At 45.5% G+C, this 13082-nt stretch carries 14 protein-coding genes; 9 read left to right on the top strand and 5 right to left on the bottom strand.

Features of this window, described 5'->3' with window-relative positions; all coding sequences use genetic code 11:
• Positions 1-48: 48 nt before the first annotated feature.
• The 5 genes from NLZ44_RS21815 (at position 49) to NLZ44_RS21835 (ending at position 5178) form a co-directional block, all read left to right on the top strand.
• Positions 49-2610, top strand: coding sequence for a tetratricopeptide repeat protein (locus NLZ44_RS21815; protein WP_493751137.1), 2562 nt, complete (start codon positions 49-51; stop codon positions 2608-2610).
• 13 nt (positions 2611-2623) lie between these two features.
• Positions 2624-2776: a hypothetical protein gene (locus NLZ44_RS21820; RefSeq protein ID WP_164468733.1), complete on the top strand. Its 153-nt coding sequence runs from the start codon at positions 2624-2626 to the stop codon at positions 2774-2776.
• Positions 2773-3060 carry a CHAT domain-containing protein gene (locus NLZ44_RS21825; protein ID WP_111893123.1) on the top strand — a complete coding sequence of 96 codons (288 nt, stop codon included), beginning with the start codon at positions 2773-2775 and terminating at the stop codon, positions 3058-3060. The genes NLZ44_RS21820 and NLZ44_RS21825 overlap by 4 nt, the downstream gene beginning before the upstream one ends.
• 189 nt (positions 3061-3249) lie before the next feature.
• A complete protein-coding gene (locus NLZ44_RS21830; protein WP_315645596.1) occupies positions 3250-3645 on the top strand; it encodes a hypothetical protein in 396 nt (131 codons plus the stop codon).
• A 9-nt stretch (positions 3646-3654) separates the two neighbouring features.
• Positions 3655-5178: a hypothetical protein gene (locus NLZ44_RS21835; protein ID WP_493751138.1), complete on the top strand. Its 1524-nt coding sequence runs from the start codon at positions 3655-3657 to the stop codon at positions 5176-5178.
• Here the strand turns inward: NLZ44_RS21835 and NLZ44_RS21840 are convergent.
• Positions 5175-5378: a hypothetical protein gene (locus NLZ44_RS21840; RefSeq protein WP_493751139.1), complete on the bottom strand. Its 204-nt coding sequence runs from the start codon at positions 5376-5378 to the stop codon at positions 5175-5177. The two genes, NLZ44_RS21835 and NLZ44_RS21840, sit on opposite strands and share 4 nt — an antisense overlap.
• A gap of 126 nt (positions 5379-5504) precedes the next feature.
• Here NLZ44_RS21840 and NLZ44_RS21845 point away from each other — a divergent pair, with 126 nt between their 5' ends.
• Positions 5505-5921 (top strand): hypothetical protein, encoded by a 417-nt coding sequence (locus NLZ44_RS21845; RefSeq protein ID WP_493751140.1) that lies wholly within the window; start codon positions 5505-5507, stop codon positions 5919-5921.
• A gap of 177 nt (positions 5922-6098) precedes the next feature.
• Here NLZ44_RS21845 and NLZ44_RS21850 read toward each other — a convergent pair whose 3' ends face one another.
• Positions 6099-6236, bottom strand: a complete 138-nt coding sequence (locus NLZ44_RS21850; protein WP_493751141.1) for a hypothetical protein — start codon at positions 6234-6236, stop codon at positions 6099-6101.
• A 60-nt stretch (positions 6237-6296) separates the two neighbouring features.
• Between NLZ44_RS21850 and NLZ44_RS21855 the strand changes: the two genes are divergently transcribed.
• Positions 6297-6419 carry a hypothetical protein gene (locus NLZ44_RS21855; RefSeq protein ID WP_493751142.1) on the top strand — a complete coding sequence of 41 codons (123 nt, stop codon included), beginning with the start codon at positions 6297-6299 and terminating at the stop codon, positions 6417-6419.
• A 420-nt stretch (positions 6420-6839) separates the two neighbouring features.
• On the opposite strand, the gene carB is transcribed toward NLZ44_RS21855, so the two are convergent.
• From carB to NLZ44_RS21870, 3 genes are all read right to left on the bottom strand, one after another.
• Complete coding sequence (carB, locus tag NLZ44_RS21860) at positions 6840-10073, bottom strand: carbamoyl-phosphate synthase large subunit (protein WP_493751143.1); 3234 nt, start codon at positions 10071-10073, stop codon at positions 6840-6842.
• Between the two features lie 5 nt (positions 10074-10078).
• A complete protein-coding gene (locus tag NLZ44_RS21865) occupies positions 10079-10258 on the bottom strand; it encodes a hypothetical protein (RefSeq protein WP_493751144.1) in 180 nt (59 codons plus the stop codon).
• 191 nt (positions 10259-10449) lie between these two features.
• Positions 10450-11433 (bottom strand): GGDEF domain-containing protein, encoded by a 984-nt coding sequence (locus tag NLZ44_RS21870; RefSeq protein ID WP_493751145.1) that lies wholly within the window; start codon positions 11431-11433, stop codon positions 10450-10452.
• 476 nt (positions 11434-11909) lie between these two features.
• Between NLZ44_RS21870 and NLZ44_RS21875 the strand changes: the two genes are divergently transcribed.
• Entirely contained in the window at positions 11910-12167 is a 258-nt protein-coding gene (locus NLZ44_RS21875; protein ID WP_317268866.1) for a hypothetical protein, read from the top strand.
• A complete protein-coding gene (locus tag NLZ44_RS21880; protein WP_493751146.1) occupies positions 12164-13072 on the top strand; it encodes an ROK family protein in 909 nt (302 codons plus the stop codon). Before NLZ44_RS21875 ends, NLZ44_RS21880 begins: the two co-directional genes overlap by 4 nt.
• Positions 13073-13082 lie beyond the last annotated feature (10 nt).

The raw sequence follows: 13082 nt of genomic DNA on the forward strand, positions 1-13082 counted from the left end.
AGTAGCCGACAGGGGTTTTTTATGGTTTCATACTCCCGATAACTACTTATGTTTAACCAACTGATGCGCCTGGTGCGCCGATTTCGTCAATGGTTTAAGCAACTGATGCACCTGGTGCGCCGATTTCTTCAATGGTTGACCCAGGTGGGGAATAAGTTACTCAACTTGCTGAACCCTCCCCCACCGCCGCAGAGGTCAAACCCTCCCCGACTCCCAGACCATGAATATGAATGGTTATTTCGACAATTGCTGACTAAGGTAGGTCAAGGTTGGAACCGCGACCAGGTGATGGGTTGGCTGCGTCGGAATGAATACCGGGTGACGGAAAGCCAATGGCGGGAATGGTGTCCCCGGTTTCAGCATAGCGCTAAAGACCCAGAAATCTCCCGGCAGCTATCATTATTAAAGAAGTTAAATTGTGGCGCAATTTCCGAGATAGCGGCTTATTTATTACCGCCAGAAACTCCCCCCGAAGCAGCACCCCCCAACCCCGCCCCAACCTCGACTGATTCTCTCCCGACTGATGCTAAGAAATGGTTTAACGATGGATTACAACGATATGATAATGGTGATGTGCGTGGGGCTATATCCTCCTGGGAAAAAGCGATCGAATTTCAACCGGATGACCATAAAGCTTGGTATAACCGAGGGGTGGCGCTGTCTTATTCAGGAGAGTATAAACAAGCGATATCCTCCTATGACCAAGCCCTAAAATATAAACCGGATTTACATAAAGCTTGGTTTAGCCGAGGAAATGCGCTGTATCATTTAGGAGAGTATAAACAAGCGATATCCTCCTATGACCAAGCCCTAAAATATAAACCGGATTTACATAAAGCTTGGTTTAACCGAGGGAAGGCGCTGTCTGATTTAGGAGAGTATAAACAAGCCCTATCCTCCTATGACGAAGCCCTAAAATATAAACCGGATTTCCATGAACCTTGGTTTAGCCGAGGAAATGCGCTGTATCATTTAGGAGAGTATAAACAAGCGATATCCTCCTATGACCAAGCCCTAAAATATAAACCGGATGACCATGTAGCTTGGTATAACCGAGGGAAGGCGCTGTCTTATTTAGGAGAGTATAAACAAGCGATATCCTCCTATGACCAAGCCCTAAAATATAAACCGGATGACCATGTAGCTTGGTATAACCGAGGGAATGCGCTGTCTTATTTAGGAGAGTATAAACAAGCGATATCCTCCTATGACCAAGCCCTAAAATATAAACCGGATGACCATGTAGCTTGGTATAACCGAGGGAATGCGCTGTCTTATTTAGGAGAGTATAAACAAGCGATATCCTCCTATGACCAAGCCCTAAAATATAAACCGGATGACCATGTAGCTTGGTATAACCGAGGGAATGCGCTGTCTTATTTAGGAGAGTATAAACAAGCGATATCCTCCTATGACCAAGCCCTAAAATATAAACCGGATGACCATGTAGCTTGGTATAACCGAGGGAATGCGCTGTCTTATTTAGGAGAGTATAAACAAGCGATATCCTCCTATGACCAAGCCCTAAAATATAAACCGGATGACCATGTAGCTTGGTATAACCGAGGGAATGCGCTGTCTTATTTAGGAGAGTATAAACAAGCGATATCCTCCTATGACCAAGCCCTAAAATATAAACCGGATGACCATGTAGCTTGGTATAACCGAGGGAATGCGCTGTCTTATTTAGGAGAGTATAAACAAGCGATATCCTCCTACGACCAAGCCCTAAAATATAAACCGGATTTCCATGTAGCTTGGTTTAACCGAGGGGTGACGCTGAAGGATTTAGGAGAGTATAAACAAGCGATATCCTCCTACGACCAAGCCCTAAAATATAAACCGGATTTCCATGAAGCTTGGTATAACCGAGGGAATGCGCTGTATCATTTAGGAGAGTATAAACAAGCGATATCCTCCTACGACCAAGCCCTAAAATATAAACCGGATTTCCATGAAGCTTGGTATAACCGAGGGAATGCGCTGTATCATTTAGGAGAGTATAAACAAGCGATATCCTCCTATGACCAAGCCCTAAAATATAAACCGGATGACCATGTAGCTTGGTATAACCGAGGGAATGCGCTGTCTTATTTAGGAGAATATAAACAAGCGATATCCTCCTATGACCAAGCCCTAAAATATAAACCGGATTTACATGAAGCTTGGTATAACCGAGGGGTGACGCTGAAGGATTTAGGAGAGTATAAACAAGCGATATCCTCCTACGACCAAGCCCTAAAATATAAACCGGATTACCATAAAGCTTGGAATAACCGAGGGGTGGCGATGTATAATTTAGGAGAGTATCAACAAGCGATATCCTCCTACGACCAAGCCCTAAAATATAAACCGGATTTACATGAAGCTTGGTTTAACCGAGGGGTGGCGCTGTATAATTTAGGAGAGTATCAACAAGCGATATCCTCCTACGACCAAGCCCTAAAATATAAACCGGATTACCATAAAGCTTGGAATAACCGAGGGGTGGCGATGTATAATTTAGGAGAGTATAAACAAGCGATATCCTCCTACGACCAAGCCCTAAAATATAAACCGGATTACCATAAAGCTAGGGTTAACAGAAGCACAAATTCACGCCTTGCTTAACCCGGAAACCGCCATGATTTATTGGTATTATGGCAACTATTATTTGATAACCTTTATCCTGACGGTAGACGACATGACGGCTATACCCTTATCGGCTTGGCAACAGAAACAACTGGAAACTTTCATCACGGATTGGCATCATGATTATCAGATTTATGGCTGGTGAATGATGAATCGTCGGCGGTATTGGCGATTAAGTTTTATCAGGAATATCTAGGGGGTGAAACGGCGGCGGTGGCTTTACATAAAGCGAAAAATTGGTTACGCTGTGAGGCGACCTGGGCAGAAATTGCCAAGGTTTATGAATCCTGTTTATCAGATCCTTTGAGTGAGAGTAATCAGGGAATTTTAGCCAAGGCTTTAGGACGGATTGAAAGACAGGAAAACCCGGAAGTTATGCCGTTTTCTGATGTTTATCATTGGGGGAGTTTGGTGATTTCGGGTTATTAAGCTAAGGGGGAGTCACTGAGTCTCCTGGGTAGGAGTGACGGGGGGTCACGGACAGGATAAATTAATTATCAAATGGGTGTATACAGATGACCGAGACTGTGGTAGAATTTAGGAGTAGGCGAATCAACGAAATCGTCGAAGTCGCCTGAATCTCTGACGGCATCTTCCACCCTCATAAATTAATTAGCTATGACTCCTAACGATGAAGTAACCATAACGGCATTGATTCACGCTTTAGCGCGTTTGAACAAAAAGTTGCCAACCAATGTGTGTAATCAATTGGCAGCGATTTCCGATGTTGCTAATAATACCAAACAATTAGAGGCGATCGCCATGAATGATACAGACTTAGCCCTATTATATGAGGAGGAGTGCGATCGACTAATGCAGGGAAGCGATCGCCAAAAAGGCTATCTACCGATATTCGAGAGTGATGATTATAGCACAGAATTAAGCAATACGGTGGAGGTAATTTGTCATTCTCCCGACCCAGTAAAAGCCTCAAAAGATGCGCTAAATCCTTCGGGAGGTGGCAAACTAAAAGAGTTTTTTAGCCAACTATTTAAGTCATCTCCATCTATCTAAGTTAACTGAATGTATCCCCTAAAAGAAATCACACTGCAACTGTTTCTGTATGACTTACGGGAAGGGTTAGGACAAACCTCAAAAAGCATAGATTTTAATCGCTATTATTTTTGGCGGCGGTTTCATCCTTACCTGCAAAAACCATATAGTGACTTAACGCCAGAAAATAAGCAAAAACTGGAAGAATATGCTAAACTCGAAAACCCCGAAAGCGATATTGTTTTGTTAGACGAGCAGGGGGGGGAACAACCTCTAATGGGGATAGAATATGTTTTAGCCGCCTCGCAATTGGGGGATAGCTATAGTTTAATCGTTGATGCCTATGATAGCAAATATCAGAAAACCAGTTTAAGTCAACTGAAAAAATACATTGAGGAAAGGATTAATAACACTCCCTCAAGCCTAGGTCAAACTTGGTTATTGTGGGGTCAACTTGACGGTAAATATTCCCCAGAGAAAGTTAATGAAATTGCCGAAAAGAGTTATACAGAAATCGCCAATAAACCCCTACCCTGGAAAAAAGATGATAAAAAAGATAATCAATTGAGTTTCCCAGGGAATAAACTGTTAGGGGGCGATTTATTTGAAATAACCCAGTTAGTTTCGGTGAAAGATTGGGAAAATTTACTGAGACTGATGGATAATGAAAAACCGGAAGACCTGCGAAATTATCCCCGGTTAAATGATGAACATAAGTCACTGCTGATAAAGGACATTCAAAACAGTTTAGGAGAAAGCCATTATTTAATTTGGCTATTACCAGCAGAGTGCGACTTAACGGCAATGAAAGATAAAATTCAGGAAATACAGACCCATTTTCAACGCCTGTTATCCTATCGCCATAAGATTATTTGGGCTTATAGCCAAAGTCGGATTTTGAAACGCCGATTAAAAGACAATTATCAAACGATTCAAAAATCGGTCTTAACAATTCGCCAACAGCGGAAAAACCCGGAAGATTTACAAGAGGCTTTAGAAAAGACGCTACAAATATTAGGGAATTATGCGATCGATTTAAGTCAACTGCATTCCCAGTTAAGGACAATTACGATTAATTTAACCAACTATCGACAAAGGTTAAAAGAATTTGCGAAGGTAGACCCAAATTGTGAGTTAACTACGTTTGCTGAGTTTAGTAAATTGGCAGCACAAAAGTATGAAAGACAGGTAAAAACGGACTATGAGAGTTTAAGTCCGGGGATGATTTTATTAGAAAATCTGATTAAGACGATTGAGGGAATTGTGGAAATTAATCAAGCGAAAAGAGAAGATCGGCTAGAAAGGGCGATCGCTGCTGCTAGTATAGGAGTGGGTACAGCATCGGCGGCGGCTTCATCAATCGCGAATTATTCGGAGGGTATATTAACGGAAATCTACCCGTTTTTCCCCTCACAGAATAAGGAAGAAGCGCCAACGATTCATCCGGCATCAACGGCAAGTTTGACGTTTATTATTAGTTGTGTAATTGGGTTAATTTTGGGGAGGTTCACCTGGTGGCTGTTAAATTCAAGACCTGGGAAGATTAGCGGTTAGTCAGCGGTTTTGGTGGTGCGATCGCTTTCCCGACGGTTTTGGTGGTGGTGCGATCGCATTTCCGACGGTTTTGGTGGTGGTGCGATCGCATTTCCGACGGTTTTGGTGGTGGTGCGATCGCATTCCCGACGGTTTTGGGTGGTGCGATCGCATTCCCGACGGTTTTGGTGGTGGTGCGATCGCATTTCACCGAATTTCACCAAATTTCGACCTCGAATAACGCGCCCAATGTAATGTAGGGGCGGGTGCAGCAGTCAGCCATGGAACACACCAGCCAATGATATACACCCGCCCTTTCCCCGCCGCCGTTTTGAACACACCAGCCAATGATATACACCCGCCCTTTCCCCGCCGCCGTTTTGAACACACCAGCCAATGATATACACCCGCCCTTTCCCCGCCGCCGTTTTGAACAGGTGGTGCGATCGCATTTCACCGAATTTCACCAAATTTCGACCTCGAATAACGCGCCCAATGTAGGGGCGGGTGCAGCAGTCAGCCATGGAACACACCAGCCAATGATATACACCCGCCCTTTCCCGCCGCCGGTTTTTGTGGTGCGATCGCATTTCACCCAATTTCACCAAATTTCGACCTCGAATAACGCGCCCAATGTAGGGGCGGGTGCAGCAGTCAGCCATGGAACACACCAGCCAATGATATACACCCGCCCTTTCCCGCCGCCGGTTTTTGTGGTGCGATCGCATTTTCAGCCAATTTCACCAAATTTCGACCTCGAATAACGCGCCCAATGTAATGTAGGGGCGGGTGCAGCAGTCAGCCATGGAACACACCAGCCAGTTATATACACCCGCCCTTTCCCGCCGCCGTTTTGGGTGGTGCGATCACATTTCACCCAATTTCACCAAATTTCGACCTCGAATAACGCGCCCAATGTAATGTAGGGGCGGGTGCAGCAGTCAGCCATGGAACACACCAGCCAATGATATACACCCGCCCTTTCCCACCGCCGTTTTGAACACACCAGCCAATGATATACACCCGCCCTTTCCCGCCGCCGGTTTTGGTGGTGCGATCGCATTTTCAGCCAATTTCACCAAATTTCGACCTCGAATAACGCGCCCAATGTAATGTAGGGGCGGGTGCAGCAGTCAGCCATGGAACACACCAGCCAGTTATATACACCCGCCCTTTCCCGCCGCCGTTTTGGGTGGTGCGATCGCATTTTCAGCCAATTTCACCAAATTTCGACCTCGAATAACGCGCCCAATGTAATGTAGGGGCGGGTGCAGCAGTCAGCCATGGAACACACCAGCCAATGATATACACCCGCCCTTTCCCACCGCCGTTTTGAACACACCAGCCAATGATATACACCCGCCCTTTCCCCGCCGCCGTTTTGGGTGGTGCGATCGCATTTCACCCAATTTCACCAAATTTCGACCTCGAATAACGCGCCCAATGTAGGGGCATTAAAAAAGAAGGGCGGGTGCAGGTAGTTGACTGGTTTTCCCGATGCTGTTAAAGAAGAAGGGCGGGTGCAGGTAGTTGGCTGGTTTTCTCGATGGTGTTAAAGAAGAAGAAGGGCGGGTGCAGGTAGTTGGCTGGTTTTCTCGATGGCGGATCTAGCACCCGCCCCTACTAGCACCGACCCTTTCTTTCCGTCTAAACCCGCCCATTAGCCCTAGGGCGAGACTATTTTAAATGTAATAGTCTTGAAGGGCTTTAACATCTAGGGGGCGTTGCTGGAGCGATCGCAAAGCGGATATGGTGGCTTTAGCGCCAGCGATAGTGGTAATAATCGGGACCTTGTAAGCCAAAGCCGATCGCCGAATCATAATCCCATCAGCGCGTGCTTCCGACCCCGAAGGCGTGATAATCGCCAATTGTACCGCGTGATTTTTAATAGCATCCAATACATTAGGGCGACCCTCATGGAGTTTCAACTCTAGGTCAACCTTAACCCCATGTTCCCATAACACCTTGCGAGTGTTGATGGTAGCAGTCACCTTAAAGCCGAGAGCCAGGAAATCTTGAACCACAGGAACGATCGCTTCTTTATCGCGGTCATTGACAGAGACAAACACCGTCCCCGACATGGGTATCACCTGACCCGCAGCCAATTCGGCTTTAGCAAAGGCGCGTCCGAATTCGGTATCAATTCCCATAACTTCTCCGGTCGATCGCATTTCTGGACCGAGGAGGACATCGGTACCTGGGAACTTAGCAAAAGGTAAAACCGCCTCTTTCACCGAGACATAATCGGGAATTTTCTCCTGAGTATATCCCAACTCTGCCAAAGTCTTGCCAGACATGACGCGGGAAGCCATTTTCGCCAAAGGAATACCGATCGCCTTAGACACAAAGGGAACAGTCCGGGAAGCGCGGGGGTTAGCCTCCAGAATATAAACCTGTTCACCTTGTACCGCAAACTGAATGTTCATCAGACCCACCACATTCAAAGCCTTGGCTAATTGAATAGTCTGGCGGCGTATGGTAGCGAGGACGGTTTCTGATAGACTTTGGGTAGGAATGGAACAAGCGGAGTCCCCGGAGTGAATCCCCGCCTGTTCGATATGTTCCATAATCCCACCGATGACGACATTTCCGGTATGGTCAGCGATCGCATCAACATCGACCTCAACGGCATTTTCCAGGAACTTATCAACCAAAATCGGGTGATCCGGTTCCACCAGCACCGCAAAGGTCATATATCGTTCCAATTCCTCATCAGAATAGACGATTTCCATGGCGCGACCCCCCAACACATAGGAAGGACGCACGACCACCGGATAACCGATACGACCCGCCACCGCGAGAGCCTCTTCATAGCTGCGAGCCATTCCATTCGCCGCCTGTTGAATATTCAACTCCCGGAGAATTTTCTCGAAGCGTTCCCGGTCCTCAGCGGTATCAATAGAGTCAGGGCTAGTCCCCCAAATTTTAGTTTTTAGGGTGGATTCTGACAAGGCTTTTTCCAGGGGGACGGCTAGTTTTAAGGGAGTCTGACCGCCAAACTGAATCACAATACCTAGTGGTTCTTCCGCCTCGATGATATTAAAAACATCCTCCTTGGTCAAGGGTTCAAAATAGAGGCGATCGCTGGTGTCGTAGTCGGTGGAAACCGTCTCCGGGTTGGAGTTAACCATAATGGTGATATAGCCATCATCGCGCAAAGAATAGGAGGCGTGACAGCAACAATAGTCAAACTCAATCCCCTGACCAATGCGGTTAGGTCCGCCGCCGAGAATCATGACTTTGGGGCGGTCGGAGGGGATCATTTCGTCCTCTTCCCAATAGGTAGAGTAATAGTAAGGGGTGGTAGACTCAAATTCGGCGGCGCAGGTATCCACCATTTTATAGGCAGGTTTGACCCCTAAACCCTTACGATATTTACGGACTTCATCTTCCGTGGTTTGACTTGCAAAAGCAATTTGGCGATCGCTAAAACCTTGTCGCTTAATCGCCAGCATATCCTCATGATTAATTTGGTTCAAGGGAGTGCGTTTTAAGAATTTCTCCGTCTCCAACAATTCCTGCAACTTATCCAAAAACCAAGGGTCAATCCCGGTTAACTCATAAATCTCCTCTACGGACATTCCCAATAACATGGCATAGCGGAGCGTTAGCATTCGGTCGGGGTTAGGAGTCCTTAAACCAGAACGGATAGTATCCAAACTGGGGACTTTTTCATTAGTATTAAGTCCCCAACCCGCCAAACCTGTTTCGAGCGATCGCATAGCCTTTTGGAAAGACTCGCAGAAAGTGCCACCAATAGCCATCGCCTCACCCACCGATTTCATTTGGGTAGTCAATACTGGTTCAGCACCTGGGAACTTCTCAAAAGTAAACCGGGGAATCTTTGTTACCACATAATCAATAGTTGGTTCAAAAGAAGCCGGAGTTTTTTTGGTGATATCATTGCTAATTTCATCGAGGGTATAACCCACAGACAATTTGGCTGCAAACTTCGCAATAGGGAACCCAGTCGCCTTGGAAGCCAAAGCCGAAGACCGACTGACGCGGGGGTTCATTTCAATGACAATCACATCTCCATTAACCGGGTTCACGGAAAACTGGATATTAGAACCTCCCGTTTCTACCCCAATTTCCCGGATAATTTTAATCGCCGCATCCCGCAATCGTTGATATTCCTTATCGGTGAGGGTTTGCGCCGGAGCGACGGTAATGGAATCGCCAGTATGAACCCCCATAGGGTCGAGGTTTTCAATGGAACAGATAATCACCACATTATCCGCCAAATCCCGCATTACCTCTAACTCGTATTCTTTCCAGCCAATTAAAGACTGTTCCACCAAAATCTGGGACATGGGGGAAGCATCCAACCCAGCGATCGCCAATTCCTCGTATTCTTCCTGATTATAAGCAATACCGCCCCCTGTACCCCCCATAGTGAAGGCGGGACGAATAATCAGCGGATAACTACCAATTTGCTCCGCAATAGCCCTGGCTTCATTGAGGTTATTCGCAATACCTGATGGACAGCAGCCGACCCCAATTTTCTCCATCGCCTGTTTGAACAGGAGACGATCTTCGGCTTTTTCAATCGCATCTAATTTAGCGCCAATCAGTTCAACACCATATTTGTCTAAAACCCCATTTTTCGACAAAGCCACCGCAATATTTAAGGCGGTCTGACCCCCCATGGTTGGTAATAAAGCGTCGGGACGTTCCGCCTCGATGACTTTTTCCACAATTTCTGGGGTTAAGGGTTCAATGTATGTCCGCCGGGCTGTTTCCGGGTCGGTCATGATTGTGGCTGGGTTAGAGTTGACCAGAACTACATCATATCCTTCTTCTCGTAGGGCTTTACAGGCTTGAGTCCCTGAATAGTCAAACTCACAGGCTTGTCCGATGACAATTGGACCCGAACCCAGCAGCAGAATTTTTTTTAGGTCGTCGCGTCGCGGCATATCTCTTAACTATCCGTTATTCGGTTATCTGTGAAGTACCCTACCACCACCTGGGTCAGAACAGGCTGACGCATTGGCTGTAGGCTTCCTGCTTCTCCGACAATTCCCCAGGCTATTAGTTTATAGCTGGGGTCTCCCATCGTCTCCACAGGCTTAAACGCCACTTCCTGGCGCTTAAAAATCATAACTTAGACTTAAATTTAACTGAACATCATCAGCCTAATTTTAGATCCGATGCCCAATTATGGGCGATCGCTCACTGTAATCAATGCCAGGGTACAATCTCAACTCCCGCCTAAATGTTCAGACTGAACTTGACAAGCGCGACCATACTACTACCCTAGAACCGGAAAATCAACTAAGGCGATCGCTATATTTAGCCTATCAGCACAAATTCCGCCCGATTTCGTCCCTTAGCTTTCGCTTCATATAACGCCAAATCTGCCGCTTTCATAATTTCATCTAAAGTCTTATTTATGGGGTTAGTCGTCACCACTCCCAAGCTAATACTACATTTGATATATTCCCGACTATAACCCTGATAATATATCGGAGTATTCGCCACCTCTACCCGGAGAGAGTTAGCGATTTTTTCAGCCTTTTCGGCGGTACAGTTCGGCAAAAATATTAAAAACTCTTCTCCTCCCCAACGACCGATTAAATCCTGTGGATTTAGCTGTGATTCCAGGGTGCGCGCTACCTCCTTTAAGACTAAATCACCTACATCATGACCATAGGTATCATTAATTTTCTTGAAATAGTCAATGTCCAACAAAATTAATGTCAATAATTTGGGGGGATTCATGTCTAGGATTTCCTCTACCTTTAGGGTCATCGCTCCTCGGTTTAACAGATTCGTCAAAAAGTCGATTTGAGCAATTTTATGTAACTCAGAATACATCCTTTGACTCACCATTAACACAAAGCAACTATTCCGCATAAAGCCTAATATAAACATAGAAAAAAAAGTAAATATGTTGGGGATGGTTGCCTCGACGGCGAACTGAGTTTGACTATTAATCAGCAATATTCCACGGATTAAAAATGTACATATACCCCCGAATAATACCGCTGAAAGACAACGAGCCGTAATAGCAAAGTTACTGATATTGGCAGTTATTATATATTTTAAACCCATCCCATAGCTGAAACTTACTATTCCAATCAAGCTGATATTTCGCCAAAAATAGTTATCCCAAGCATAAATAAAATAAAACTGTGAAAACACAAAAATTGCGCCAATAAACAACCAATTATATTGATTAATTTTGCTTTGTAAAAATTTGCCAATTCCCCAAACCTGCAAAACTATGGAGCTGGCAATAATCAGATTTCCTAAAAGTTTGACAAACGGGGGCATCTGGGTAGTGTAAATTAGAGCTAATACCCAAGAGATAGATGATAATATAGTGCCTAACATATAGGTTGATATGCCCTGATACTGATTCACACATAATCTAAATATAATCAGTAACAATGATTGTAGACATGATGAGATGACCACCATTATTATCAGTGTGTAAATATCCAAATTCATATTAACCCTAAAGCCTAATTAAAGTAGATTCAAAAAAATGTTGGTCATTCTACCACCTAGACATTAACAATAGCCCAAATTACCATATTGTGAGGCTCTACCAATCAGCCATGAGTTCTGATGACAATTTCCAGAATCAGCTATCATTAGACTGATGTCGGGGAACTGATTAAATACTGATGGTAGTGGTGAACTTATTTCATCTGGCTATAGTTGGTGTATAGTTACTGATAGATTGACCGATCGCCCTGATTAGTGAGAAAATAGTACAACAATCCCTTATTATCCCAAACATCCTTATGCCTAAACCTAGTTCATACGCGGTTCATCTTTTGATTCAGGGGGGACACCGGGAAGAAGTCCGGTTCAGGACGATCCAGGATTTTCAGACCTGGTACACTAAGGTTCTGATTCCTAAGCACACTGATACCGAGTTTCTCAATGTCCCGATTAAAACCATTGAAGGGGAGTATCTGGTAGTTCGTCCCTCTAGTATTATGGGGATTCGCGTCGAACCCATTTATACTAGCAGCATAGAACGCGACGAAGTAGAATGAAACCAACATCCGCTCAGGTCATTGGTATTGATTTAGGGGGGACGGCGATTAAACTGGGACTGTTTGAGGCGGACGGTTCCTGTAACCAATCCCTGACGGTGGCAACTCCACAACCCGCTACCCCGGAAGCTGTGTTGGCAGCAATACTAAACGCTATATCACAAATAACAGCCCCTGTCAAGTCTTGGGCGGCGATCGGGGTGGGTTTACCGGGACCAGTAGATGGGACGGGGCGTATCTCCCAGGTAGCCATTAACCTAGAGAATTGGCGGGATGTTCCCTTAGCAGACTGGCTGGAAGAAAAAACCCAAAAGCCAGTAATCATGGCTAATGATGCTAATTGTGCGGGGTTGGGGGAAGCCTGGTTAGGGGCGGGACGAAATTTTGATAATCTGATTATGTTAACTCTGGGGACAGGAGTTGGCGGGGCGATTATCCTCAATCGTCAGTTATTTGTGGGTCATCGCGGCGCGGCGGGGGAGTTGGGATTAATTACTTTGAACCCCGATGGACCCCCTTGTAATAGCGGAAATCAGGGTTCTCTGGAACAATATGTCTCTGTACAAGCTATCCGCCGAGAAACGGGTGATCACCCTTCTGACCTAGCCAAAAAGGCGATCGCAGGTGATTCCCAAGCCTTAGCCTATTGGGAACAATATGGGCGACGGTTAGGGGCGGGTTTAGCTAGTTTAATTTATGTTTTGACTCCAGAAGCGGTCATTTTAGGCGGTGGTATTAGTGCGGCGGCGAATCTATTTTTACCAACCCTCTGGGAGGAAATTCAACGCCGAGTTTTACCTACTTCTCGGGAAGGGCTACAAATTTTTACCGCCGAATTAGGAAATCAGGCGGGTACTATAGGGGCGGCGCGACTGGCTTTTCAGAAATTTGTAACTAATAATTAATTATTAATTA

It is taken from the genome of Arthrospira sp. PCC 9901 (assembly GCF_059013425.1).

What these genes read in the sequence shown, in the direction of transcription:
- NLZ44_RS21815 (WP_493751137.1), top strand. Translation starts at nt 49, where the DNA reads ATGTTTAACCAACTGATGCGCCTGGTGCGCCGATTTCGTCAATGGTTT.
- NLZ44_RS21820 (WP_164468733.1), top strand. Translation starts at nt 2,624, where the DNA reads ATGATTTATTGGTATTATGGCAACTATTATTTGATAACCTTTATCCTG.
- NLZ44_RS21830 (WP_315645596.1), top strand. Translation starts at nt 3,250, where the DNA reads ATGACTCCTAACGATGAAGTAACCATAACGGCATTGATTCACGCTTTA.
- NLZ44_RS21835 (WP_493751138.1), top strand. Translation starts at nt 3,655, where the DNA reads ATGTATCCCCTAAAAGAAATCACACTGCAACTGTTTCTGTATGACTTA.
- NLZ44_RS21845 (WP_493751140.1), top strand. Translation starts at nt 5,505, where the DNA reads ATGATATACACCCGCCCTTTCCCCGCCGCCGTTTTGAACACACCAGCC.
- NLZ44_RS21855 (WP_493751142.1), top strand. Translation starts at nt 6,297, where the DNA reads ATGGAACACACCAGCCAGTTATATACACCCGCCCTTTCCCGCCGCCGT.
- carB (WP_493751143.1), bottom strand. Translation starts at nt 10,073, where the DNA reads ATGCCGCGACGCGACGACCTAAAAAAAATTCTGCTGCTGGGTTCGGGT.
- NLZ44_RS21865 (WP_493751144.1), bottom strand. Translation starts at nt 10,258, where the DNA reads ATGATTTTTAAGCGCCAGGAAGTGGCGTTTAAGCCTGTGGAGACGATG.
- NLZ44_RS21870 (WP_493751145.1), bottom strand. Translation starts at nt 11,433, where the DNA reads ATGCCCCCGTTTGTCAAACTTTTAGGAAATCTGATTATTGCCAGCTCC.
- NLZ44_RS21875 (WP_317268866.1), top strand. Translation starts at nt 11,910, where the DNA reads ATGCCTAAACCTAGTTCATACGCGGTTCATCTTTTGATTCAGGGGGGA.
- NLZ44_RS21880 (WP_493751146.1), top strand. Translation starts at nt 12,164, where the DNA reads ATGAAACCAACATCCGCTCAGGTCATTGGTATTGATTTAGGGGGGACG.